Here is a 22660-nt window from a genome sequence, read left to right as displayed (position 1 = left end):
TCCCGAAGCGAGGAAGCCATCCGGGGAACACAGAGGGGTCGGCAGGGTGGTGGCGCCGACGAGGGTGGCCAAGGCCCGGGTGAGGGCCGGAACCGGCGCGGACCCTACGCGAGCATCTCGTAGACGCCGGAGCCGATGAAGATCAACGCGATCACGACGAGGCCGATCCAGAAGAACTTGCGTGTGCGCGTGACGGGTTTACTCATGGGGGAAGCCTACGCGGCGGACCAGCCTCCGTCCGAGGGGAGGATGACGCCGTTGATGTTGACGCCGTCGTCGCTGAGCAGGAAGGTGATGGATGCGGCGAGCGCGGTTCCCGTGGTCGGCGTCGGCAGCAGCGCCATCGCCTGACGGACGCGCTGCCCGCCGAGCTCGGAGTCGAAGCGGGCCTCGATGTTGGTGGCGACGGGTCCCGGGGCGACGGCGTTGATGCGGAGTCCACTCGGGCCGTACATGAACGCACTCGACTTGGTGAGCCCGGCGACGGCGTGCTTCGACGCGGTGTAGGCGGCGCCTGCGGCCGACCCGCGGAGTGCGGCCTCGGAGGCGACGTTGACGATCGCGCCCGTGCCGACGGCGAGCATCGCGGGCACGACGGCGCGCATGAGCTTCATCGTGCCGGTCACGTTGACGGCGAAGACGCGGTTCCAGACCTCATCGCTGACCTCGCCGACCGGCGTCATGTTGTCCATGATGCCGGCGATGTTCGCGAGGCCGTCGATGCGGGAGCCGGCCGCCTCGAGGATCCGAGCGACACCGGCGTCGTCGGTGATGTCGGCGGTGAGGGTGACGATGTCGGCGCCGTCGTGCTCGCTGACGAGCGCGGCGAGGCGCTCTGCGGAGACGTCGACGGCGATGACGCGCCCGCCTTCGCGCGCGATGCGCGACGCGGTCGCCTTGCCGATACCGGAGCCGGCACCCGTGACGATGACGGTCTTGCCGTCGAAGCGGCCGCCCGTGGTGGCTTCGACCCAGGCCGCCGCCCGCGGCGCGCGAGGGGCGTCGTGGTCGACGACGGGGCCGAACTCACCGGGCTGTGCTGGGGTGACCTCGCCGCTGTTCGCTCGCGCGATCATCGCATCCACCATCTCCTGGGGGAACTTTCCCTGGCTCAGCTCGACGAGCTGCGACAGGGGGAGGCCCGCGACGGGGGTGAGGGAGGAGGCGTCCTGGCCGCCCTGGGCGAGGATCTCGCGGATGCCGACGCCTCCCGTCGGGTCGGTGAGCCATTCGCCGATCGTGGTGTCACCGGTGAGGGGGTGTGCGCTCGAGGTCATAGTGGTGCCAGCTTTCTGCTCGGTCCGCCGAGCCCGCGCTCGCGGCGAGCGTGGGCTGGGGTGGCGACAGTGTCGGATCGAACGAACCGGACAACACTGTCCGGATTATGCTATCCCGGTGTCGACTCCAGCGAAAGCCAACCGAGGGCCAAGTGCTGGCCCCGAGAACCGACGTGCCCTCATCGCGGCCGCGCGGGAGGTCTTCGGCGAGGGGGGAGTGGATGCCCCGCTCAGCGCCGTCGCCAAGCGCGCTGGCGTCGGCCAGGGCAGTCTCTACCGGCATTTCCCGGATCGGGCGTCGCTTGCGCTCGCGGTGTTCGGCGACGCCATCGTCGAGCTCGAAGACCTCGCAGCCTCGCCCGAGGCTGATCTGGCAGGGCTGCTCGAGCTCATCGCCCGGCAGATGCTCGTGTCGGTCGGACTCATCCAGCTCACCCTGACCGACACCGCCGACGCGCAGGGGGCGAGTGTTCGAGACCGGATGCTCGCGGTGCTCGGCGACGTTCTCGAGCGCGAATGGGCGAGCGGTCGGGTCGACCGGGAGATCAGCGCGGGCGACCTGCTCCTGCTGCTGTCGATGCTCGCCGGCGTTCTGCCGCGCACGCCCTTCGTCGAGCGCGAGGCCGTCGTGCGGCGCGCGCTCGAGCTGTTCTGGCGGTCGTTCGCCTCCTGAGGGCTCAGCTGCCCTCGGTGAGCTGACGGAGCACTCGGCGGATGCCCTGGAATCCGATGACGAGCCCCTGCAGCTCCTCGTCGCTCAGGTGTGCGGCGAACTCGTCGGTGTCGGTCCGGAGTCCGAGGAAGCGCTCGTGGAGTCGGATGGCCTTGCGGGTCGCCGTGAGGTGGCGGATGCGCCGGTCGGGCTTCCCCTCCGTGCGGGTCACGAGCCCGTGCTCGACGAGCTTGTCGATGCTGGCGGATGCGGTCGGCACCGCGACGCCGAGGTGTTCGGCGGCCTGCGAGACGGTCGTGACCGTGCCGGTGGTCACGAGGAAGACGGTCTTCAGCTGCTGGGCGGTGATGTCGAGCTCGAGGAACGGGGCCATGTGCCTCGCGGCGAGGCCCCTCGTGAGTTCGTTCCTGACGTCATTCAGCTGGGTGAGGAGTGCTTCGCGCGATTCGCCCTGCTCCATGTGAACCCCCTGAGATCGTCGAGCTTCTCACTAATAGTGAGGATATGACTAAGTATAGTTCGAGGTGGGCACCAGAGCGGATGCCGGGACAGGGACGGAGTCGACCATGACCGATCAGATCTGGTGCATCGCAGGTGGCGAGGATGGAGCAGACCGGCGGCTTGCCGACGCCCTGCTCCGTGGCGGCAGCACGGTCGCGATCGTGGGCCGCGACGTCGCGCCGTTCGCGCTGCTCGTCGACGACTACGCCGACGCGATCATGCCCGTCGAGCTCACGGCGACGACCTCCGAGGCGCTGGCCGAGGTGCGCGAGAGCATCGAGCTGAACCTCGGCGAGGTCACGCACTTCGGGGTGCTGCTCGGCGAGATCGGCGAGGGGAGTGCCGAACAGGTCGCGGGTCGCCTCCTCCACAAGCTCGACGGCGCGGCCGCGCGCAACCGGGCCGGTCGCGGCGACGGCGAGCCTGCAGACCGCTGGCCAGTCGGGGCGCAGCTGGTGCTCGTCCGCGGCGTGGTCGGCAGCTCGAATCAGGTCTCGATCGAGGATCGGGGCGCTCAGAACTCCGACATCGAGGCGCGCATCCGGCTCGCTGGAGCGCAGTCGGCGCGGCCCATGCCCACCGTGCGGGTCCGCGAGCTTGACGATCTCCTCCACGACGCATCCGCTGACGCGGTCCGCTGACGCGACGCGGGGACGCCTGGTCGCGCTCAGCCGCCGAAACCGGCCGCCCCGCAGAAGCCAGCTACACCTCGCTGGGCGCGGGCGCCTTCGTCACCGCCTCGAGGATCGGCGTGCCGACCTTGCCGCTGCCGAGCCCGACCGCCTCGACCGACGCGAACGACCCCGCGTTCAGCACGATGACGGGCGTGATGAGCGAGAAGCCCGCGGCCTCCACGATGTCGCGGTCGAACTCGACGAGCACCGTGTCCGGCGTGACCTTGTCGCCTGCCTTCACCTTGACGTCGAAGCCCTTGCCATCGAGCTCGACCGTGTCGATGCCGACGTGGATGAGCACCTCGAGCCCGTTGTCGAGCTGCAGGCCGAACGCGTGCCCGGTCGCCTGGGCGACGGCGACCGTGCCCGTTCCCGGAGCGTAGACGACGGCGCCGCTCGGCCTGATGGCGGCGCCCGGGCCCATGATGCCCTGGCTGAAGACGGCGTCGGGGACCTCCGACAGCGGGACGATCTCGCCCTCCAGCGGGGACAGGACCTCGACGGTGCGGGGAGCCGACTCGCCCTCGCGGGCGGCGGAGGCGGCGATCACGTCCTCCGTGCTCTCTCCCTTCTTCGCCGTCTCCAGGTCGGCGACCGGAACCCGGGCCGCCTCGAATGCTGCCTGCTGCTCGGGGCTGCGGTAGCCGGAGAAGATGACGAGGAACATCGAGACGAGGAACGCCGCACCGACCGCGCCTGCGTAGAGCGGGATGTTGTCGAACGCCGGGATGGTGAGCAGTGACGTGAAGACGAACGCGCTCGTCTTCACGCCGCCGCCGATGCCGATGATGACCCCGCCGACGAGACAGCCCACGAGCATCCGCCCGTAGATGCGCTTGAAGCGCAGGTGGATGCCGTACAGCGACGGCTCTGAGATGCCGCCGAGCAGGCCGGCCGCGAGGGCGCCCGTCGAAGTCTGACGCATCTGGGCGTCCTTCTCGCGGATGGTGAGGTACAGCACGCCGGCGGTCGCACCGAAGCATGCGAAGTTCCATGCGCCCATCGGCCCCTGGATGTAGTCGTAGCCGAGCGTCTGGATGTTGAGCAGCATGATCGCGTTGATCGGCCAGTGCAGGCCGAGCGGCACCATGAAGGGGTAGGCGAGCGGGATCACGATGGCGAAGATGAGCGGCGAGAAGTCGTTGATGCCGCGGAGCAGGTTGGCGAGGCCGGCGCCCGTGTAGACGCCGATGGGGCCGATGAGGAACGCCGTGAGCGGGATCATGATCAGCATGCTCAGGAAGGGCACGAAGATGAGGTGCAGGTCTTCGGGGATGAGCTTCTTGAGGCCCTTGTACAGGGGGCCGAGCAGCGCGGCCATCAGCAGCGGCGGGAACACCTGCGAGCTGTAGTCGAAGACCGTGAGCGGGAGGCCGAAGATCGGCACGACGGAGACCTCGGAGCCGAAGACCTCGATGGGGTCGATGCCGTCGGCGAGCTTCGTGAAGCCGGGCAGCATGACGACGCCCATGATGGCGAAGCCGATCCACGGGTCGGCCCCCACGCGCTTCGACGCGTTGTAGGCGATGTACAGGGGCAGGAAGACGAAGACCGCCTGCCAGCAGAGGTTGAGGAAGCGCCACGACGGCGGGAGGTCGGTGCGCGGGTCGGCCCAGTTGGGGATGACGCCGAGCGTGCTCATGAGCGCCATGAACGTGATGAAGAGGGACGCACCCAGCAAGGCGCCGAGGATCGGCCGGAACGAGTCGGACAGGAACTCGAAGACGCTGTCGAGCCATGCGAACTTGCCACGCGGGCCTTTCGCGCGGGCCGCGGCCTTGATCGAGGCCGCGTCTTCCGGGTCGGCGGGGGCGCCACCGCCCGACATCGAGGGGAGCGCCTGGATGTCGTTGTAGACGTTCTGCACTCCGCCGCCGATGACGACCTGGTAGCGGTCACCCGATTGCGGCACGACCCCCATGACGCCTGGGATCGCCTCGACCGCCGCCTGGTCGATACCGGATGCGTCGTGCAGCTGGAAGCGCAGCCGTGTCGCGCAGTGGGTGAGGTTCTCGATGTTCCCCGCGCCGCCGAGCTGGCTGACGATCTGGGCTGCTGGCCCCGAGTCTCCTGACGAATGTGCGGGCATGGTCGGACCTCCCTCGCGAGGCGTCCTCGTTGACGCCTGGATCGCGACGTTACGCCCGACCGTCGGCATTCACCAGATGCGAGCTGGCACCGTGTTCAATTCGTAGCCGGGCGCCGCTTCTGGCCTGCTGCTGAGGCCGCCGAGGGGCGCATCAGGCGCGGTTCCACAGCTCGGGCCACCCCACTCCGAAGCCGCGCACGAGTCGGCGCAGGGCGGGAAGCGAGAGTCCCACGACCGTCGACGGGTCGCCTTCGATGCGGTCGATGAAGGGAGCCCCGAGCGAGTCGATCGTGAACGCGCCGGCGACGTGCAGGGGCTCACCCGAGGCGACGTAGGCGTCGATCTCGGCGTCGTCGAGATCGTCGGCGAAGGTCACGCTGGCGCTCGCGGTGCTGCCGACGCCGTCCCCGGAAGCATCCGAGCCACCACGGCGGTCGACGAGCCAGTGCCCAGACCACAGCGTGCCCGTCTGGCCCCGCTGCGCGAGCCAGCGCTCGCGCGCGACGTGCGGCTCGTGGGGCTTGCCGAGCATCCGGCCGCCGATCTCGAACATCGAGTCGCCCCCGAGGACGAGGCCGTCGAGCGGCTCCCCGGTTCGCGGGTCAGGCGCATCCGCGACCGCGAGTGCCTTGGCCCGAGCGAGCAGCTGCACGTACTCGCTCGGTTCGAGAGGACCCTCGGCGAGACGCGCCTCGATCACGGCGTCCTCGTCGACGCTCGACGGGATGACGACGGGCTCGATGCCCGCCTGGCGCAGCAGCATGAGGCGGGCGGGCGACGTCGAGGCGAGGTACAGGCGCATGAGGCGAGGGTACCGGGACGGTGCCCTCGCTGCGCGGAGCAGGCCTTCCGGGGCGGTGGGGCCGCTACGGTCAGGGCGCGGTCAGCCAACGCGCGACCTCCTGCCAGAGTGCGCCAAGGCCGTTTGCATACGATCTCTCGCATGCTCATCAGGCTCCACAGTTCGGCCCAGCGCCCAGATTCCGAAGGGGAGGGCGTCGGGTGACCCGCATCGAGTCGAGGTACCGCGCGCCGAAGCAGACCAGGTTCTCCCGCTCGTCTGTGGTGTGGGATGCGCCGGGCGTCGAAGCCGTCTCGGCCCCCTCCGCACTCGCGTGGGTCGCCGAGGCGAGCGGTGACGTCGAGGCGGCGAGCGTCGTCGAGGACGCGGTCGGCGCGATCACCGCGAACTCGCGCATCTCCGCGCCGGTCTCGGCCGAGCAGGGCGAGGGCGGGGGCCCACACCTCGAGTACCTGCTCGAGACCGACCCGGTCCTGCGGACGAGGCTCGTCTCGCTGCGCCGCCCGAAGACCGGTGAGCACCTCACCGTCACCTCCAACGGCCGCGGCGACTGGCGCGTCGGCGACCGCCCAGCCCCCGAGCTCAGCGGTGCGCTCGACGTGGACATCCGGGCGACTCCCCTCACCAACACGCTTCCCATGCGCAGGCTGGGACTCGAGGTCGGCGAAGAACGCGAGATCGAGGTCGCCTACATCGACACGGAGACGTTCGCCGTGTTCCTCGACCGTCAGCGGTACCGCCGCCTGAGCCGCACCCGCTACCTCTTCCAGGCGGCCGACGGCTCGTTCGAACGCGAGATCGCGACCGACGAGCAGAGCTTCGTGCTCAGCTACCCCGGCCTCTTCACGCGGCTCTGAGCCGAGGCCGCCAGGCTCGGTGGGCGCGCACGGCTAGGCTCGAGCGCATGACCCACGACGGCACGACCCCAGACCTTTCAGCGGAGATCACTCCAGGAGACGTGATCGAGCTCGAGGTCGGCGACATCGCGCACGGCGGCATCTTCGTCGCCCGTCACCAGGGCAGAGTCGTGTTCGTCGCGGATGCCGTGCCCGGCGAGCTCGTACAGGCTCGGGTGACCGAGGTGCGGAAGTCCTTCGCGCGTGCCGTCGCCACCGACGTGCTCCGCGCATCCGACGACCGCCAGGCGCACGTGTGGCAGGAAGCCGGAATCGAGCGGACGCCGGAGGAACGCGCCGGGGGAGCCGAGCTCGGACACATCCGCCTGGCCCGACAGCGTGAGCTGAAGGCCCAGGTCCTGCGAGAATCCATGGCGCGCTTCGCTGGCCACGACTGGCAGGGTGTCGTCGAGCCCCTTCTCGGCGACGACGAGAACGGCGGAACGCGCTGGCGCACCCGCGTCACGCTCCACGTCGACAAGGAAGGGCGCGTCGGCCCGTACGCGGCACGCTCGCACCGCGTCATCGAGACCGAGACCCTGCCGCTCGCGCACGGCGACATCGAGGAGCTCGCTCCGCTCGGTCAACGCCTCGCCGGTTCCGGGCGCATCGAGCTCGTGGCACCCGCGGAGCTCGACACCCGCATGCGGACCATCCTCGACGGCACCCACGGGCGCAAGCCGGCCGTGGTCACCGAGGTCGTCAACGGGCGCGAGTACCGGGTTGACGAGGACGGGTTCTGGCAAGTGCACAGGCTCGCCGCCGAGACGCTCTCGAATGCCGTCGCCGACGCCCTCGATCCCGCCCTCGTCGACGCCGAGGCCGTCAACCTCGACCTGTACGGCGGAGTCGGCCTGCTCGCGGCGGCGTTCGCGCAGGAAGCCGGACCAGGGGCCTTCATCGAGACCGTCGAGTCGAACGCGGCTGCAACCGGCCACGCCACCGCGAACCTCGCGGAGTGGCGCGGCGCGAGCGCCGTCACGGCACGCGTCGACCAGTACCTCGCGAACCTCGAGCGCGATGCGAGGCACCTCGACCGCGATGGGATCCGCCGCGGAAGCGTCATCCTCGACCCGCCGCGCTCCGGCGCCGGCAAGGACGTCATCGACCGTCTCGCGGGCTTCGGGCCGGCTCAGCTCGTCTACGTCGCCTGCGACCCGGTCGCGCTCGCCCGCGACACCGGTCTCCTCCTCGGCCACGGCTACACGCTCGACTGGATGCGCGCCTACGACCTCTTCCCGAACACGCACCACTTCGAGACGGTCGCCCGCTTCGTGCGCGCCTGACCGGAACGACCGCCTCGGACGCGACGAACGCCGGGCACTCGCAGGAGCGAGGGGCCCGGCGTTCGTCGCACGGTCTCCGTCGAGCAGAGAGACCAGGGCGTCCTAGCGAGCGGCGCCGGCGAGGCTGCCCGTCGTCTGCGCAGCATCGTCGATGATGATGCACTGGATGAGACGGTCATCGGCGCCATCCCAGCTCTGCTGGGTGGGAGTGAGGTAGCTGAAGTTCAGCGAGCTCTCCTCGTAGGAAAGCCCGACGAAGGTCGCGAACTGCGCCGTGCAGTCGGTGTCCGCCTGCGCGCTGATGGCTTCGTCGCCGGGGTACTCGCCCCCGGGCATCTCGACCTCGAAGTACACCTCGTAGTCGTGTGGGTCGGAGCACGGCACGACCGGGATCTCGCTGACCGTGGTGCTGCCGGCGTCGTTGAAGCAGTCACCCACGGCGAGCTTGAAGACGTCGAGGTCACCCGACTCGGTGACCTCCTGCGTCTCGCCGTCGCGGACCTCGCTCTCGCCGCCGGACATCTCGCCCTCGACCGATTCCGCGATCTCCTGGGCAGCGGAGCAGCCGGTGAGGCCGAACCCGAGGAGCACGAGGGCTCCGATCGCGAACGCTGATGTGACGCTGGTCTTCGCCATGATCTCTCCTGGAAGTTCGGTGGTTTTCGCTCACTGTAGCGACAAAGTGGGCGATTCAGGACCGCTTCTCGAGCAGCAGCGCGACGGCGCGCTCCTTGCGATCGACCGGGCAGTCTGCGAAATACGCTGAGCTGGCGATGAGCGCCTGCGTGTAGCACTCAGCATGCCCCTCGACCGCGGGGACCGCGTTGCCGTCCCAGCCGGAGAACTGCCCGTAGCCCTCCTCTTCCAGCACGCGGACCATCTCGTCCGGGTTCGGGAAGACGTAGGCCTGCTGCGCGTGGCCCAGCTCGTGGATCAGGACCGACGCGCCCGCATCGGTGATCGTCGGGAACAGCGTCGCATCATCCGCCCGCAGATGGATGCTGGCGGTCGGCGGCTCGACCGGGCAACCGCCGCCCTCGCACCAGGACTGCTTCGTGCAGGCCTGCGCGTCCTCCGGGCAGGCCGTCTGGCCGTCGGCAGCCCAGGTCGCAGGAACACCGGATGCCGCGATGAAGGCGTCGATGCCAGCCTCTCCCTCTGGCCACGGGCCGATGGGGGCCGTGACGAGTGGCGAGTAGCTCAGCGAGGCGCTCTGCGCATCCTCCGGCGGGACGACGACCGGCTCGAAACGGCTCTGCGTGCCGAAGACGTTGACCTCGAACCACTCGCGGACGCCGTCAGCGCTCCACGGCTCTGCCGCAGGCGCGCCACCCTCGTCGTTCGAGGGCACACCAGCGGGGGTCGCGAACACCAGCGCCACTGCAAGCAGGGCGACGAGGGCGAACATGAACCCGCCAGAGGATCGCTCGGTTCGCATGCGGCTGCGATCAGCTCCGGTAGGAGCCGCCGAACGGATCGCTCGCGGAGCCGCCGCCGCGCATGCTGCGCTGCGAGAGCTGCCACGCCGTGCGGCGCTTGACGATGTCGCGGGGCCGGTCGAGGTCCTGCGCTGACTCGATCATCGAGGCGAGCACAAGCGTGGCCGCCGCGAGCTCGTCCTCGGTGGGGTTGCCGCTGACGGTGCGCACGATGTGCTCGAGGCCGACGTGCGAGGGGATCTGCTCCTGGCTCACAGTGGGATGTTCCCGTGCTTCTTGGGGGGCAGCGATGCGCGCTTCGTGCGCAGCGTGCGCAGCGCCTTCGCGACGATGACTCGGGTCGACGCGGGCTCGATGACCGAGTCGAGCTCGCCGCGCTCGGCAGCCAGGAAGGGAGACGCGACGTTGTACGTGTACTCGTTCGCGAGGCGCGTGCGCACGGCGGCGACGTCCTCGCCCGCCTCCTCGGCCCGCTTGATCTCGCCCCGGTACAGGATGTTCACGGCACCCTGGCCGCCCATGACGGCGATCTCGGCGGTCGGCCACGCGAAGTTCAGGTCGGCGCCGAGCTGCTTCGAGCCCATGACGATGTACGCGCCGCCGTACGCCTTGCGCAGGATGACGGTCACGAGCGGCACTGTCGCCTCCGCGTACGCGTACAGCAGCTTCGCGCCGCGGCGGATGACCCCGGACCACTCCTGGTCGGTGCCGGGCAGGTAGCCAGGCACGTCCACGAGCGTGAGGATCGGGATCGAGAACGCGTCGCAGAAGCGCACGAAGCGGGACGCCTTCTCGCCGGCCTCGATGTTCAACGTGCCCGCCATCGCGCTCGGCTGGTTCGCGACGATGCCGACGGAGGTGCCGTCGACGCGCGCGAAGCCGATGATGATGTTGGGGGCGAAGAGCGGCTGGACCTCGAGGAAGTCGCCGTCGTCGACGATGAGCTCGATGACCTGCTTCACGTCGTACGGCTGGTTCGGGGAGTCGGGGATGACCGTGTTGAGCTTCTTGTCGAGATCCGTGATCTCGAGCTCCGTCTCGATGTCGTAGCTCGGCAGCTCGGCCTGGTTGTTGTCCGGCAGGAACGAGAGGAGCTGGCGCGCGTAGTCGAGGGCGTCGTCCTCATCCGCGGCCAGGTAGTGGGAGACGCCAGAGGTGCGGTTGTGCGCGAGCGCGCCGCCGAGCTCCTCGAAGCCCACCTCCTCGCCGGTGACCGTCTTGATGACGTCAGGTCCCGTCACGAACATGTGGCTCGTCTTGTCGACCATGATGACGAAGTCGGTGAGCGCAGGGGAGTACACGGCGCCGCCGGCTGCGGGGCCCATGACGATGGAGATCTGCGGGATCACACCGGAGGCCTGCGTGTTGCGTCGGAAGATCTCGCCGTACTTCCCGAGCGCGACGACACCCTCCTGGATGCGCGCGCCGCCCGAGTCGAGCATGCCGATGATCGGCACCCCAACCTTCATGGCGTGGTCCATGATCTTGATGATCTTCTCGCCCGCGACCTCGCCGAGCGAGCCGCCGAACGTCGTGAAGTCCTGCGAGTAGACGGCGACACCGCGGCCGTGGATCGTGCCCGTTCCCGTGATGACCGCGTCGCCGTACGGGCGGCGGGCATCCATGCCGAATGCCGTCGTCCGGTGCCGGACGTACTCGTCGAGCTCCACGAAGGAGCCCGGGTCGAGCAGCTCGAGGATGCGCTCCCGTGCGGTCTTCTTGCCCTTCGCGTGCTGCTTCTTCGCAGACACCTCCTCCGCCTGCGTCACTGCTTCCGCATGGCGGGCCCTGAGGTCGGCGATCTTGTCAGCCGTGCTCGTAGGGGTCGGACCGGACGCTGAGGAGTCAAGTGGTGCGGAGTTCACCCGCGTCACTTTACCGGGCGGCGGCTCATATTCGGCCGCACGGGTTAGCCTGATTCCCCGGTGAAGTGCAAGAGAGACGCACGACGCACGACATTTGAGAGGTTGGCGGCATGACTCAGGGGACTGGCGCACCGAACGGGGCCGCGCCCAGGGCAGGCGCCGAGGTCGTACCGCTGGCACCGGATACCCAGGCGCAGCAGTGCCTGCTGCCGTCGAGCGCGCCCATGGCGCCGTACGACGCGAGCATCCGAGGCGAGGCGGGCACCGCGCCCGAACTCTCGCGACGGAGTATCTGGGGCAGGTGGGCGCTCGGCGTCGCCGCGCTCTCCCTCGTCCTCGCGTTCATTCCGGTCCCCGTGCTCAACATCGCGCTCGCGCTCTCCATCGCGGCCGTCGCCTTCGTGCTCGCGATCGTCGCGCTCTGGCAGAAGCGTCGCTCGAAGGTGCTCGCGATCATCGCCCTCGTCACCCTCTTCGTCGCCGTCCTCGCCTCGGTCGTGATGACCTTCGTGTACCTGTCGTTCATCGGCTCGGCGATCGCGGGCGCCCAGTGAGCACCCCTGCCATCACCCAGCTCCTCCTCGGAGGGCGTGCCGCTGGCACCGAGCTGCGCCTCATCTCCGTCCCGGAGGCGACCTCGACCAACGACGTGCTCGCCGACATCTGGGAGCGCACCGGGGGAGAGGCCAGCCAGAACCCGGCCCTCAGCACCCTCGTCACCTACGCCCAGACCGCCGGCGTCGGCCGTCACGGCCGTGAATGGATCTCCCCGCGCGGAAAATGCCTCGCAGCCTCGACCCTCGTGCGCCTCGCCGACGACGAGGCAGCCCCCCGCATCCTGGGCTGGCTGCCCCTCATCGCGGGACTCGCACTCCGCAGTGCCATCCTCGAGCTGTCACCACCGGCCCCCGGCTTCCGACCGGACGAGCACTCCGGTCGCGTCGAGATCAAGTGGCCGAACGATGTCCAGATCGACGGACGCAAGGTCGCCGGCATCCTGGGGCGTGTCCTCGGAACGCGCGACGGTGAGCTGTCCTGCGTCGTCGGCACCGGCGTCAACATCACCCTGCAGGCCGAAGAGCTGCCCACACCTCACGCCACCTCGCTCGCGCTGGCGGGAATGCTCCCGCCGCACCCGGCGGAGCTCCTCCCCGCGTACCTCTCCGAGTTCGTGGCGAGGCTCGAAGCGCTGCGCGAGACTCGCGGCGATGCCATCGCGAGCGGAGCCCACGGCGAGCTGAGCGACGTCTGCTCGACCTTCCGCGCCCGCGTCGCAGCCACGCTGCCGTCTGGCGAGATCCTGCACGGCTTCGCGACCGAGCTCACGCCGGAAGGGCACCTCGTGATCAGAGGCGATGACGGGGAGACCAGGTCCGTCGCGGCCGGGGACGTCGAGCGGGTCCGCCCAGAGAACGGGGCCTGATGCGCGGCCGCCCACCGCATCCGAGCGAGCAGTCCTGGGACCAGATCTTCGGCGCTCCCGACGCGCAGCAGTCCGGTGCGCAGCAGTACGGCGCACCGCCCCAGGGTGCGCAGCATGCCGTCAACCACGCGCCTCGACAGCAGGCGGCACCGCCGCACCACGAGTACGCGCAGGTCCAGCAGCGAGCCGCGCCAGACCGGCACCACTACCACTCCGGACAGCAGTACGGTCAGCAGTTCCCCGCTCAGCCGGAAAGCCCCCAGCAGCGGCACTACGAGCCGCTCGGCATGCGGCTGCCGGAGCGGACGATCATGCGAGTGCGCAGGCACGGACGCCGTCTGATGCTGCCGTCGATCGTCCTCATCATCGGCTTCGCGGCCGCCGGCTACAACCTCGGTGCCCTGCAGGAGACGACGATCGGGGCCCGCCACGCGTGGCTGCTCATCTCGCTCGCCGCGATCGTCCTCCTCGGCATCGTGCCCATCGTGGTCTGGCTCCAGGCACGCAACAGGATCACCACGCACCGCATCGTGCTCTCGCAGGGCACCCTGACGAGCGAGACCCGCGAGATCTACATGAACGCGATCGTCGACGTCACGGTCCGGCGCAACCTCTGGCAGGCGATGTTCCGCTCGGGGACGATCGTCATCACCTCGGTCTCCGGCCACCGCCTCAGACTCATCGACGTGCCGAGCGCCAACACCGTTGCCGCGTGCATCCGGGAGCTCAGCGGGCCGTAGCCGCCCGAGCGCCGGGACCCGTCGCTCCTCCCCGACACGGGCTCGCAGAGGGCCGCAGACGCGAAGAGCCGCGGGCAGGAGTGCCCGCGGCTCTTGGCAGCCCGCCGATCGCTCGGCAGACGAGGTCAGCTGGCCTCTACTGCGGTGCCGTCCTTCTGCTGCATCTCCGCGACGCGCTTGGGGGAGAACACCCAGAAGCGGTACAGGATGAAGCGGAAGATCGCGCCGAGGCCGATTCCGACGAGGTTCGCGATGTTGTAGGCGATCCACGAGTGGTTGTCGAGCACGGCATTCGTGAACCAGATCGGGAGCAGGCCGATGCCGAGCCCCACGAGGCTCACGCCGAAGAACTCGATCGCCTCCCGGAAGTTGTCCTGGCGCTTGTGCTGGCGGAACGTCCAGATGCGGTTGCCGATCCAGTTCGTCACGATCGCCGCGCACGTCGAGATGACCTTCGCCCACAGCGCGCCATGCGCGACCTCGGTGGGGTTGAGCACCGTCAGCATGAGGATGTTGAACAGGCCGGTGTCGACGACGAAGCCGACCCCGCCGACGAGGCCGAAGTTGATGAGCTGCGCCATCATGCCCTTCGACGCCGCGATGCGTCGGAACACGTTGACGATGCGGCCCCAGAGGCTCCGCGAGGTCCGCTGCGCAGGCAGATCGAACTCGGCAGTCTCCGCGGCGACGAAGCCGACGAAATCCTCAGGCTCAGAGTGATGCGGCTCTGCGTGCTTGCGGGAGCGATTGGTCAAGCGCTCGACCTCCATCGTGGGGCACTTGCGTGGATGATGCCGCCGCAAGCAGGATAAACTGTTGGGGAGTTGTGACCCTCGTCGGAGTATAGACACGTCAGAGCAAAAGGCACGTCACTGCCACTGCAACGCAGGCGGGGAGAACTCCCCGGCCGTCGAATTCGATGCGAGCGCACAGACTCCCTCACGGCAGGACTGCCAGCAGCACTCTCGAACGGAGCGAACCATGGGTCAGGTCGTCGGCGTCATCGGAGCCGGGCAGCTCGCACGAATGATGCTCCCACCCGCCATCGAGCTCGACGTCGACTTGCGGGTCTTCGCGGCAGGCCGCGGCGAGAGCGCAGACCGCGCCGTCACCGCCGTCGGCGACATGCACGTCCTCGCTGAGGTGCTCGACTTCGCGCGCGGAGTGGATGTGGTCACCTTCGACCACGAGCACGTTCCGCAGGACGTGCTCAGGGGCCTCGTCGACGCCGGCGTCGCCGTGCGCCCAGGGCCGCACGCGCTGCAGTACGCCCAGGACAAGCTCCTCATGCGCCGCCGCCTCGCGGAGCTCGGCATCCCGATTCCCAACTGGGCCGAAGTGCGCGACGAGGCGGAGCTGCAGGCCTTCATCGACGCCAACGGCGGCGTCGCCGTGCTCAAGACGCCACGAGGCGGCTACGACGGCAAGGGCGTCCGCATCGTCCGCGCCGGCGCCGACGGCGCCGACTGGTTCGCTGCGGGGGAGCCCCTGCTCGTCGAGGAGCGCGTCGACTTCCGCCGCGAGCTCGCGCAGCTCGTCGCTCGTCGCCCCTCCGGTGAGATCGCCCTCTGGCCGATCGTCGAGACCGTGCAGCGCGACGGCGTCTGCGCCGAGGTGCTCGCCCCCGCCCCCGGCGCCGAAGGAGCGGACGACCGCCTCGGCTACGTCGCCGCCACCATCGCCCAGTCGGTCGCCCTCGGGCTCGACGTCACCGGCGTGCTGGCCGTCGAGCTCTTCGAGACCACCGATCAGCGCATCCTCGTCAACGAGCTCGCGATGCGCCCGCACAACTCCGGGCACTGGACCATCGACGGCTCCACCACGAGCCAGTTCGAGCAGCACCTCCGCGCCGTCCTCGACCTCCCCCTCGGCGACACCGGCATGACGGCACCCCACGCCGTCATGGTCAACGTGCTCGGCGGCCCGCAGGAGGGCAGCTACGGCGACCGGTACGAGAAGGCCATGCACGCGCATCCCGACGCGAAGATCCACAGCTACGGCAAGTCCGCGCGCCCCGGGCGGAAGGTGGGGCACGTGACCGTCGCCGGGCCAGAGCTCGACGAGGTCGCCTACCGGGCCAGGGCTGCGGCAGCCGCGTTCGACGACGACGCCGCATCCTGACGCGAGGCCGTGAGGCTGCGCTCGGCCTGAGGCGAGCCGTCACCGGCCAGCCTCAGCGGAGCCGCGCGCACCCGCGTCTACGCTTGCACGCATGAGCGACCACCCCACCGCATCGTCCGCGCCCGCAGACGACACCCCGCAGCAGGCTCCCCTCGTCGGCATCATCATGGGAAGCGACAGCGACTGGCGTGTCATGCACGAAGCTCGCGACGTGCTCGCCGAGTTCGGCATCCCCACCGAGGTCGAGGTCGTCTCCGCCCACCGCACCCCCGAGAAGCTCGTCAGCTACAGCCGCGGAGCGAGCGAACGCGGCATCCGCGTCATCATCGCCGGAGCGGGAGGCGCGGCCCACCTCCCCGGCATGGTCGCCTCGCTCACGACGCTCCCCGTCGTCGGCGTGCCGGTCCCGCTCAAGTACCTCGACGGCATGGACTCCCTGCTCTCGATCGTGCAGATGCCTGCAGGCATCCCCGTCGCGACGGTCTCCATCGGCGGAGCCAAGAACGCCGGAATCCTCGCCGCCCGCATCCTCGGCACAGCTGACGAAGCGCTGGCAGCCAGACTCGCCGACTACAGTGACGGACTGCGCGACGCCGTAGAAGCCAAGAACGACGCCCTCAAGCAGTCGCTCTAGCCCACCCCCTCGGCCGCCGTCGCCGCCCCTTGCTCCTCGACCGCAGGACCACATGACACTCACCCTCCCGCTCCGGTACCCGGACGCCAGCTCGCCGCAGCTCATGACCAGGCGCGCCTGGTGGCTGCTCCTCGCGAACTTCTTCCTCCCGGGAACCGCGCAGATCCTCGCCGGGAATCGGAAGTTCGGGCGCTTCATGCTCTCGATCTGGCTCGGCGGCATCGCGGCCGTGCTCGTGGTCCTGCTCATGGCGCTCGTGCTGCGCGGGCCACTGCTGTTCGTGTTCTCCACCACGCTCGGCATCACCGCGGTGCACCTCGTGCTCATGCTCTACGTGGCCATGTGGGTCGTGAGCGGACTGGATGCGCTCCGCCTCGTGCGCATCATCAAGCTCGAGCAGGTCGCTCGGCCGCTCATCGCCATCGTCGGCGTCGTCCTCGTCACCGTGCCGCTCGTCTTCGCCGCCGTCACGTCGCAGGTCGCGAACCAGGGGAAGTCCGCCATCGAGGGGCTCTTCGGCGGCGCGTCGAACGGCCTGCAGCTGCCGGCCGACGGCCAGATCAACATCATGATGCTCGGCGGCGACCGCGGCGCCGACCGCGAGGGCCTCCGCCCCGACTCGATCAGTGTCATGAGCTTCAACGCCTTCACTGGCAAGCTCACCACGATCGGCCTCCCGCGGGCGATGGAGAGCTTCCCCTTCTCCGAGGGGCACATGCACGACCTGTACCCGGACCTCTACGAGGGCTGCGCGGTCGACGTCTGCTACCTCAACTCCGTCTACACCGAGGCGACGATCGCCGAGGACGGCGGCTACGCCGACGCCGCCGAGCATGGCTCGGAGCCCGGCATCGAGGCGATGCGGGACGCGGTCGAGGGCATCACGGGGCTGAGCATCCAGTACTACGTGCTCGTCGACATGGCCGGCTTCACGGAGCTCATCGACGCCCTCGGAGGCGTCGACATCAACGTCACCGAGCGCGTGGGCATCGGCATCAACAACGACGGGTCACCAGGCTGGGCGCCCGCCACCGAGTTCATCGAGGTCGGGCAGCAGCACATGGACGGCTCGACGGCCCTCTGGTACGCCCGCTCCCGCTACGAGACGACCGACTTCGCCCGCATGGAGCGCCAGCGGCAGCTCCAGGAGGCGATGGTGGCGACGATGACACCCACCAACCTGCTCGGCAAGATCGGGCCGGTGACGGATGCGCTCGAGAAGGTCGTGCAGACCGACATCCCGGAGGGCATGATCGGCTACGTGGGCGATCTTCTCCTGAAGTCGCGCAGCGGCAACAGCGTGCGACTCGACATCGTGCCGCCCAACTTCGACCAGGGCAACCCCGACATCCCCGCGATCCACGCCGCCGTCCAGGACGCGATCGCCTCGGATCCGCCCGAGGCGACGCCTCCACCCGAGGAGAACGCACCCACCGAGTAGCGCCGGCCTTCTCGGCCTTGTGCTCGTGCTTGCCTTCGCCGCGCTCTCGGGCTCGTGCTTGCCTTCGCCGCGCTCTCGGGATGGCTTTCGCGCTTGCGGATGGTGTGCATCCCATCCGGAAGTGCGCGTCCCATCTGGAGTCCGTGGGTGTTCTGCGGGCGCCGTGTGGTTGTTTCGGGATGGCTTTCGCGCTTCCGGATGCTTCGGGATGGCTTTCGCGCTTGCGGATGGTGTGCATCCCATCCGGAAGCGCGAAGGCCATCTGGAGTCGACGCTGGGAACGACTCAACGGGATGCAGCGAGATCGATCGTGGTGCCCCTCGAGCGTGTGCCGCGACGGAGCGCCGCGCGCAGCTGCGACAAGAAGGCCGTCGGCGCCGCGAGATCCCGATTCGTGACCCGGATCACGACCCACCCGGCTTCCTGGAGGCGGTTGATCCTGCGCAGGTCGTTCATCGCCTGCTTCTTCTCCCAGTGGTACTCGCCGTCGTACTCGACGGCGACCTTCGAGTCTGGATAGGCAAGATCGACGCGCCCCACGAAGGTTCCCCGGCTGAGCACTCGGTGCCCCACGAGCGGTTCGTCGAACCCTGCGTCGAGCAGCAAGAGCCGGGTGAGGGACTCCATAGGGGATTCGACGCCGGGGCGGATCACGGCGAGGGCGGCGCGCATCCGCGTTGCGCCTACTGTGCGCCCCCAGGAATCCGTGAGGGCTTGGAGCTCTGACAGCTCCGCGAGTGCGGGAACAGGAGCACGGGGATCCTCGGAGACCGATGGATCGGATGGGCGGTTGATCCCAGGGTAGCTCCGGGAGGTCGTGACGAGAGCATCTCCAAGAGTGATCAGCTCTCTGGACGTCAGGACGCGTGCGGCGAGTGCCCAGGTGAGGGTGGGTGTCGCGAGGGAGACGCCGAACTCCAGCGTTCGCGTCCAGTTCGACGGCTGGATGCTCCTCGCCCGGATACCCGATCCCCGTGGCTTGTTTCTGCCAGACGGGACGACGATGTGCACGGTCTTCTCGGAATCGAATCGCCGGGGAACCGGAAGGCCCCAGAAGCGGGCCGCGGTGAGGTCTCCCAGGGCGTGCCAGTCGCGCATCCTCGGCGCGAAGGCACGAGCGTAGTCGACTGGGGTTTCGACCGGATGCGTCGTGAACACGCCTCGGTGTGGCCGGCCATAATCGCCGCCGTACAGTTCGCGAGCACTGATGCCCTCGAGCTGAGCTTGGCGTGTGGAGAAGGCACGGGCGGGGCTTTCGAAGAACTGCGATTCCATGTTCGCGAGAGTAGGGTCCCGTCGCGTTTCGCTTTCCGTCTCTCCACAGGCCGGGACCTCGGGGCGATGTCGCCCGACCGCTTCCTGCCGGCGGCGATCGCGTCGCGCGCGCGATCGCCGGTCGTCGCCGCTGCAGACTCAGGATGTGTTTGACGCCTCCCGATGGTTTGCAAGCCATCCGCGGGCGTGAAACCCATCCCGAGACGTTGCTGTGCCGAGATGCTGGCGCGCGCGATCGCCGGTCGTCGCCGTTGCAGGCTCGGGATGTGTTTGACGCCTCCCGATGGCTTGCAAGCCATCCGCGGGTGTGAAACCCATCCCGAGACGTTGTCATCCGGAGACGTTGGCGGGCGCGAGGTTGCGGGCGCGAGAGACCTACCGTGCCGAGGGAGCGGCGTCGCGCCTAGAGGTCGGCGTGGAAGTTCCAGACCTGGTCGGCGGCGATCTCCCACGAGAACATCCCGCCGCGGTCCTTGCCGGCGAGGCGGAGTCGTCGTTCGAGGTCGCTGTCGCCGAGCACTCCCGCGATGGCACCGGCGAGGCGCTCGGGGTAGCCGCCGTCAGCGAGTCCGTCGCCGCGTTCCACGACGAGGGTGGCGTCGAGGCCGACCTCGACGAGTGCTGGGTCGTCGGAGGTGATGACGGGGGTGCCGAACTTGAAGGCCTCGATGATTGGCAGTCCGAACCCTGCGCTGAGACTGGGCACGACCAGTGCGCTGGCGCGCTGGAGGGCGACGGCGAGCTGCTCGTCGCTGATGACGCCGACGGAGACGACGCGCTCGCGGGCGACGCCGGAGGCGCTGACGAGGCCGTCGAGCGTGACCTCTCCGCGCTCTGTCGGACCGACGACGACAAGCGTGACGCCGGCGAGTTCCTTGTCGTCCAGGGCCTTGATGAGCTGGGCGAGGCCGTGGCGCTTGTGCAGCGATGCCAGGGTCAGCACGTACTCGTCCGGCAATCCGAGCGTGTCGGCGATCGCGTCCCCAGCTCCCTCGGACTCGGGGAGGCGGATGCTCGCAGCTGCGGCCGGGCTCATGACGCGCACGCGGTCACCGAAGTCGAAGTGCTCGATGACCTGGTCGGCGACGGCGTTCGTCGGCACGACGATGCCGCTGGCGTAGCGGAACGCACGACGCAGGAGCGCCTTGTGGTGCTTCACGGTGTGCGAGCTGATGAGCTCCGGATGGGTGAACGCGGTCATGTCGTGCCAGGTGACGACCGTCTGGTCGATGCCCTGGCTGAGCGAGATGTCGCGCATGGGCGCGAGGGGAGTGAAGCTGTGGATGAAGCCGCCGCCGACGGTGTTCGTCAGGAGCCCGCGTGACCAGGAGGACTCGAGGCGTTCCGGGCGCAGAGGGGCCTGGACGACGCTCGTCAGGCCGGGGACCCGCTCCTCGAGGAGCGCGACCTCGTCGCGGGTGCGCCGGGGAATGATCGCCTCGACGTCGCAGCCGCGGGGCGCACGCGTGATGAGCTGGCGTCCGAGCTCTTCGCTGTAGCGGCGGGTGCCGCCTGGACGCTCATCGGCGGCGCGGTCGAGGAGAACACGAAGGGTAACCATCAGGCTCTGAGGACTCCTTGCGCGGCAGCGTCCTCGAGCGCGTCGAGCCAGGGCCGCATGGGTGGAACTCCCGCGTTCGCCCAGGCGTCATGGCCGAGGACGGAGTACGCGGGGCGAGGGGCGGGACGGACGAACGCGCTGCTGTCCGTCTCCTTGACGTTCTCGGGGTCGAAGCCCGCGAGGCGGAAGATCTCCTTCGCGAAGTCGTACCAGGAGGCGATGCCGGCGTTTGTCCCGTGGTAGGTGCCGGCAGGAGCGCTCGAGTCGACGAGCGCGACGATCTGCGCCGCGAGGTCCGCCGAGTAGGTGGGCTGTCCGAGCTGGTCGGAGACGACGGAGACCTCGGGCTTGGTCGCCGCGAGGCGGGCCATCGTCTTCGCGAAGTTCGGGCCGTCTGCCCCGTAGAGCCAGGCCGTGCGCACGATGTAGGAGGCGTCCGGCAGTGCGTCGCGGACGGCCTTCTCGCCGGCGGCCTTGGTGCGACCGTAGGCGGAGATCGGGTCGTGTTCGGCGCCTTCCGCATACGGGGACGCGGCGTCGCCGCGGAAGACGTAGTCGGTGGAGACGTGCACGAGCCGCGCGCCGTGCTTCGCGGCGGCAGCCGCGAGCACACCGGGGCCCGTCGCGTTGACCGCGAAGGCGGTCGCCTCGTCGGTCTCCGCTCCGTCCACGTTCGTGTAGGCGGCGGCGTTGATGACGACGTCATGCCCCGCCACAGCGGCCTCGACCGCTGCGGGGTCGGTGATGTCGAGCGCGGCGCGATCCAGAGCCGTGACCTCGCGGCCCGCGAGGGCGCGCTGGAGGTCACGGCCGAGCATCCCGGATGCACCCGTGATCAGGAACCGTGCGGCAACCGCAGGTGCGGATGCCGTGGCGGGGACAGACGTCGAATCGGTCACAGGGCAGCGCGCTCCTTCAGCGGCTCCCACCAGGTGCGGTTGTCGCGGTACCACTGCACCACGTCAGCCAGGCCCTGCTCGAACGGAACCTTGGGCTCGTAACCCAGCTCGCGCTGGATCTTGGAGATGTCGACCGAGTAGCGCAGGTCGTGGCCGAGGCGGTCCTGCACGCGGTCCACGTAGGACCAGTCCTTGCCGGTCGCGTCGAGGAGGAGCTGCGTGAGCTCCTTGTTGGTGAGCTCGGTGCCGCCGCCGATGTTGTAGATCTCGCCGGCCTTTCCGCCGACGAGCACCATCGCGATACCGCGGCAGTGGTCGTCCACGTGCAGCCAGTCGCGGATGTTGTTGCCCTCGCCGTAGAGGGGAACATGCTTGTCGTCGATGAGGTTCGTGACGAAGAGCGGGATGACCTTCTCGGGGAAGTGGTACGGGCCGTAGTTGTTCGAGCACCGCGTGATCGACACGTTCAGGCCGTGCGTGCGGTGGTACGAGCGCGCGATGAGGTCGGAGGACGCCTTCGATGCCGAGTAGGGCGAGTTGGGTTCGAGCGGGAACGTCTCGCTCCAGCTTCCCTCTTCGATGGAGCCGTAGACCTCGTCGGTGGAGACGTGCACGAAGCGGGGCAGCTCGTGGCGCAGGGCCGCGTCGAGCAGCTTCTGCGTGCCGACGACGTTGGTCTCGATGAACACGGAGGCGTCGCGCACGGAGCGGTCGACGTGCGACTCTGCGGCGAAGTGGACAACCGCATCCACCTTCGGGATCCACTCGTCGAGCACGACGTCGTCGGTGATGTCGCCCTCGACGAACGTGAACCGCTCGGAGTCGGAGACGGGTGCGAGATTCTCGAGGTTGCCGGAGTAGGTCAGCTTGTCCAGCACGACGACCTCGACACCCTCCAGACCCTCGTACTGGTCCTGCAGCGCGCGGCGCACGAAGTTCGAGCCGATGAAGCCGGCCCCGCCGGTCACGAGAAGTTTCATACCTGTCCTGTTCAATCGTCGGCCGGGCTGTGCCGATGGAAATTTGCCGATGGTTGTGCGGTTCGACTGGCGCAGTGCGACCCG

At 69.1% G+C, this 22660-nt stretch carries 22 protein-coding genes and 2 pseudogenes; 11 read left to right on the top strand and 13 right to left on the bottom strand.

The features are described from left to right. Positions 1-215: 215 nt before the first annotated feature. Positions 216-1277, bottom strand: coding sequence for an SDR family NAD(P)-dependent oxidoreductase (locus C5E05_RS09750; RefSeq protein WP_104341818.1), 1062 nt, complete (start codon positions 1275-1277; stop codon positions 216-218). A 118-nt stretch (positions 1278-1395) separates the two neighbouring features. On the opposite strand from C5E05_RS09750, the gene C5E05_RS09745 reads away from it, so the two are divergent. Then, the gene (locus tag C5E05_RS09745) at positions 1396-1950 is read left to right on the top strand and encodes a TetR/AcrR family transcriptional regulator (protein WP_181059502.1); all 555 of its coding nucleotides are present in this window, start codon (positions 1396-1398) and stop codon (positions 1948-1950) included. A gap of 4 nt (positions 1951-1954) precedes the next feature. Here C5E05_RS09745 and C5E05_RS09740 read toward each other — a convergent pair whose 3' ends face one another. Next, the gene (locus C5E05_RS09740) at positions 1955-2410 is read right to left on the bottom strand and encodes a MarR family winged helix-turn-helix transcriptional regulator (RefSeq protein WP_104243019.1); all 456 of its coding nucleotides are present in this window, start codon (positions 2408-2410) and stop codon (positions 1955-1957) included. 106 nt (positions 2411-2516) lie between these two features. Here C5E05_RS09740 and C5E05_RS09735 point away from each other — a divergent pair, with 106 nt between their 5' ends. Then, positions 2517-3092, top strand: coding sequence for a hypothetical protein (locus C5E05_RS09735; protein WP_104341817.1), 576 nt, complete (start codon positions 2517-2519; stop codon positions 3090-3092). 61 nt (positions 3093-3153) lie between these two features. Here C5E05_RS09735 and C5E05_RS09730 read toward each other — a convergent pair whose 3' ends face one another. Continuing rightward, on the bottom strand, positions 3154-5214 hold the full coding sequence (locus C5E05_RS09730) for a glucose PTS transporter subunit IIA (protein WP_104341816.1): 2061 nt from the start codon (positions 5212-5214) through the stop codon (positions 3154-3156). Positions 5215-5365: 151 nt separating this feature from the next. Then, on the bottom strand, positions 5366-6016 hold the full coding sequence (locus tag C5E05_RS09725) for a nucleoside triphosphate pyrophosphatase (RefSeq protein WP_104306035.1): 651 nt from the start codon (positions 6014-6016) through the stop codon (positions 5366-5368). Between the two features lie 20 nt (positions 6017-6036). On the opposite strand from C5E05_RS09725, the gene C5E05_RS09720 reads away from it, so the two are divergent. The 3 genes and pseudogenes from C5E05_RS09720 to C5E05_RS09715 all read left to right on the top strand — a co-directional run bounded on the left by C5E05_RS09720 (position 6037) and on the right by C5E05_RS09715 (position 8198). After that, on the top strand, positions 6037-6873 hold the full coding sequence (locus tag C5E05_RS09720) for a putative glycolipid-binding domain-containing protein (RefSeq protein WP_146080592.1): 837 nt from the start codon (positions 6037-6039) through the stop codon (positions 6871-6873). Beyond that, positions 6861-6935: pseudogene (locus C5E05_RS20645) on the top strand (hypothetical protein); the annotation flags it as partial. The gene C5E05_RS09720 and the pseudogene C5E05_RS20645, both read left to right, overlap by 13 nt. Further along, on the top strand, positions 6921-8198 hold the full coding sequence (locus C5E05_RS09715; protein ID WP_181059500.1) for a class I SAM-dependent RNA methyltransferase: 1278 nt from the start codon (positions 6921-6923) through the stop codon (positions 8196-8198). The pseudogene C5E05_RS20645 and the gene C5E05_RS09715, both read left to right, overlap by 15 nt. A 102-nt stretch (positions 8199-8300) precedes the next feature. On the opposite strand, the gene C5E05_RS09710 is transcribed toward C5E05_RS09715, so the two are convergent. Genes C5E05_RS09710 through C5E05_RS09695 form a run of 4 tightly spaced genes read right to left on the bottom strand, consistent with a single transcriptional unit; the run spans position 8301 to position 11502 of the window. Next, a complete protein-coding gene (locus tag C5E05_RS09710) occupies positions 8301-8834 on the bottom strand; it encodes a septum formation family protein (RefSeq protein WP_104341815.1) in 534 nt (177 codons plus the stop codon). 55 nt (positions 8835-8889) lie between these two features. Beyond that, a complete protein-coding gene (locus C5E05_RS09705; protein WP_104341814.1) occupies positions 8890-9636 on the bottom strand; it encodes a hypothetical protein in 747 nt (248 codons plus the stop codon). 10 nt (positions 9637-9646) lie between these two features. Continuing rightward, a complete protein-coding gene (locus tag C5E05_RS19815) occupies positions 9647-9892 on the bottom strand; it encodes an acyl-CoA carboxylase subunit epsilon (RefSeq protein WP_181059498.1) in 246 nt (81 codons plus the stop codon). After that, a complete protein-coding gene (locus C5E05_RS09695) occupies positions 9889-11502 on the bottom strand; it encodes an acyl-CoA carboxylase subunit beta (RefSeq protein WP_104243005.1) in 1614 nt (537 codons plus the stop codon). Before C5E05_RS09695 ends, C5E05_RS19815 begins: the two co-directional genes overlap by 4 nt. Before the next feature lie 110 nt (positions 11503-11612). On the opposite strand from C5E05_RS09695, the gene C5E05_RS20140 reads away from it, so the two are divergent. The 3 genes from C5E05_RS20140 to C5E05_RS09685 are packed head-to-tail and all read left to right on the top strand — an operon-like array spanning position 11613 to position 13665. Then, entirely contained in the window at positions 11613-12056 is a 444-nt protein-coding gene (locus C5E05_RS20140) for a hypothetical protein (RefSeq protein ID WP_181059496.1), read from the top strand. Then, entirely contained in the window at positions 12053-12925 is an 873-nt protein-coding gene (locus C5E05_RS09690) for a biotin--[acetyl-CoA-carboxylase] ligase (protein ID WP_181059494.1), read from the top strand. The genes C5E05_RS20140 and C5E05_RS09690 overlap by 4 nt, the downstream gene beginning before the upstream one ends. Next, the gene (locus tag C5E05_RS09685) at positions 12925-13665 is read left to right on the top strand and encodes a PH domain-containing protein (RefSeq protein WP_104341811.1); all 741 of its coding nucleotides are present in this window, start codon (positions 12925-12927) and stop codon (positions 13663-13665) included. Before C5E05_RS09690 ends, C5E05_RS09685 begins: the two co-directional genes overlap by 1 nt. A 125-nt stretch (positions 13666-13790) precedes the next feature. Here the strand turns inward: C5E05_RS09685 and C5E05_RS09680 are convergent, their stop codons facing one another. Then, positions 13791-14420: a GtrA family protein gene (locus tag C5E05_RS09680; protein ID WP_181057997.1), complete on the bottom strand. Its 630-nt coding sequence runs from the start codon at positions 14418-14420 to the stop codon at positions 13791-13793. A gap of 172 nt (positions 14421-14592) precedes the next feature. Between C5E05_RS09680 and C5E05_RS09675 the strand changes: the two are divergent. The 3 genes and pseudogenes from C5E05_RS09675 to C5E05_RS09665 form a co-directional block, all read left to right on the top strand. Then, a pseudogene (locus C5E05_RS09675) lies at positions 14593-15786 on the top strand (5-(carboxyamino)imidazole ribonucleotide synthase); the annotation flags it as partial. Between the two features lie 91 nt (positions 15787-15877). Next, positions 15878-16420 (top strand): 5-(carboxyamino)imidazole ribonucleotide mutase, encoded by a 543-nt coding sequence (gene purE / locus C5E05_RS09670; RefSeq protein ID WP_104242995.1) that lies wholly within the window; start codon positions 15878-15880, stop codon positions 16418-16420. 52 nt (positions 16421-16472) lie between these two features. Further along, positions 16473-17861, top strand: coding sequence for an LCP family protein (locus tag C5E05_RS09665; protein ID WP_104242993.1), 1389 nt, complete (start codon positions 16473-16475; stop codon positions 17859-17861). A gap of 285 nt (positions 17862-18146) precedes the next feature. Here the strand turns inward: C5E05_RS09665 and C5E05_RS09660 are convergent, their stop codons facing one another. From C5E05_RS09660 to rfbB, 4 genes are all read right to left on the bottom strand, one after another. After that, a complete protein-coding gene (locus tag C5E05_RS09660) occupies positions 18147-19136 on the bottom strand; it encodes a DUF559 domain-containing protein (RefSeq protein ID WP_104341810.1) in 990 nt (329 codons plus the stop codon). A 403-nt stretch (positions 19137-19539) separates the two neighbouring features. Then, positions 19540-20697 (bottom strand): glycosyltransferase family 1 protein, encoded by a 1158-nt coding sequence (locus tag C5E05_RS09655; protein ID WP_104341809.1) that lies wholly within the window; start codon positions 20695-20697, stop codon positions 19540-19542. Further along, entirely contained in the window at positions 20697-21596 is a 900-nt protein-coding gene (rfbD, locus tag C5E05_RS09650) for a dTDP-4-dehydrorhamnose reductase (protein ID WP_258064830.1), read from the bottom strand. Before rfbD ends, C5E05_RS09655 begins: the two co-directional genes overlap by 1 nt. Further along, positions 21593-22576, bottom strand: coding sequence for a dTDP-glucose 4,6-dehydratase (gene rfbB / locus C5E05_RS09645; protein WP_068484209.1), 984 nt, complete (start codon positions 22574-22576; stop codon positions 21593-21595). The genes rfbD and rfbB overlap by 4 nt, the downstream gene beginning before the upstream one ends. Positions 22577-22660: the final 84 nt, after the last annotated feature.

The sequence above is a fragment of the Pseudoclavibacter sp. AY1H1 genome, assembly GCF_002931055.1.
Taxonomy (GTDB): Bacteria; Actinomycetota; Actinomycetes; order Actinomycetales; family Microbacteriaceae; genus Pseudoclavibacter.
This window is presented reverse-complemented; position numbering and strand designations above follow the sequence as displayed.

Bases quoted from the DNA above. Each gene is read 5' to 3' on its own strand.
- C5E05_RS09740 (WP_104243019.1), bottom strand. From the start codon at position 2,410: ATGGAGCAGGGCGAATCGCGCGAAGCACTCCTCACCCAGCTGAATGAC.
- C5E05_RS09665 (WP_104242993.1), top strand. From the start codon at position 16,473: ATGACACTCACCCTCCCGCTCCGGTACCCGGACGCCAGCTCGCCGCAG.
- C5E05_RS09655 (WP_104341809.1), bottom strand. From the start codon at position 20,697: ATGGTTACCCTTCGTGTTCTCCTCGACCGCGCCGCCGATGAGCGTCCA.
- C5E05_RS09705 (WP_104341814.1), bottom strand. From the start codon at position 9,636: ATGCGAACCGAGCGATCCTCTGGCGGGTTCATGTTCGCCCTCGTCGCC.
- rfbB (WP_068484209.1), bottom strand. From the start codon at position 22,576: ATGAAACTTCTCGTGACCGGCGGGGCCGGCTTCATCGGCTCGAACTTC.
- purE (WP_104242995.1), top strand. From the start codon at position 15,878: ATGAGCGACCACCCCACCGCATCGTCCGCGCCCGCAGACGACACCCCG.
- C5E05_RS09710 (WP_104341815.1), bottom strand. From the start codon at position 8,834: ATGGCGAAGACCAGCGTCACATCAGCGTTCGCGATCGGAGCCCTCGTG.
- C5E05_RS20140 (WP_181059496.1), top strand. From the start codon at position 11,613: ATGACTCAGGGGACTGGCGCACCGAACGGGGCCGCGCCCAGGGCAGGC.
- C5E05_RS09660 (WP_104341810.1), bottom strand. From the start codon at position 19,136: ATGGAATCGCAGTTCTTCGAAAGCCCCGCCCGTGCCTTCTCCACACGC.
- C5E05_RS09750 (WP_104341818.1), bottom strand. From the start codon at position 1,277: ATGACCTCGAGCGCACACCCCCTCACCGGTGACACCACGATCGGCGAA.
- C5E05_RS09685 (WP_104341811.1), top strand. From the start codon at position 12,925: ATGCGCGGCCGCCCACCGCATCCGAGCGAGCAGTCCTGGGACCAGATC.
- C5E05_RS09730 (WP_104341816.1), bottom strand. From the start codon at position 5,214: ATGCCCGCACATTCGTCAGGAGACTCGGGGCCAGCAGCCCAGATCGTC.
- C5E05_RS09715 (WP_181059500.1), top strand. From the start codon at position 6,921: ATGACCCACGACGGCACGACCCCAGACCTTTCAGCGGAGATCACTCCA.
- C5E05_RS09735 (WP_104341817.1), top strand. From the start codon at position 2,517: ATGACCGATCAGATCTGGTGCATCGCAGGTGGCGAGGATGGAGCAGAC.
- C5E05_RS09725 (WP_104306035.1), bottom strand. From the start codon at position 6,016: ATGCGCCTGTACCTCGCCTCGACGTCGCCCGCCCGCCTCATGCTGCTG.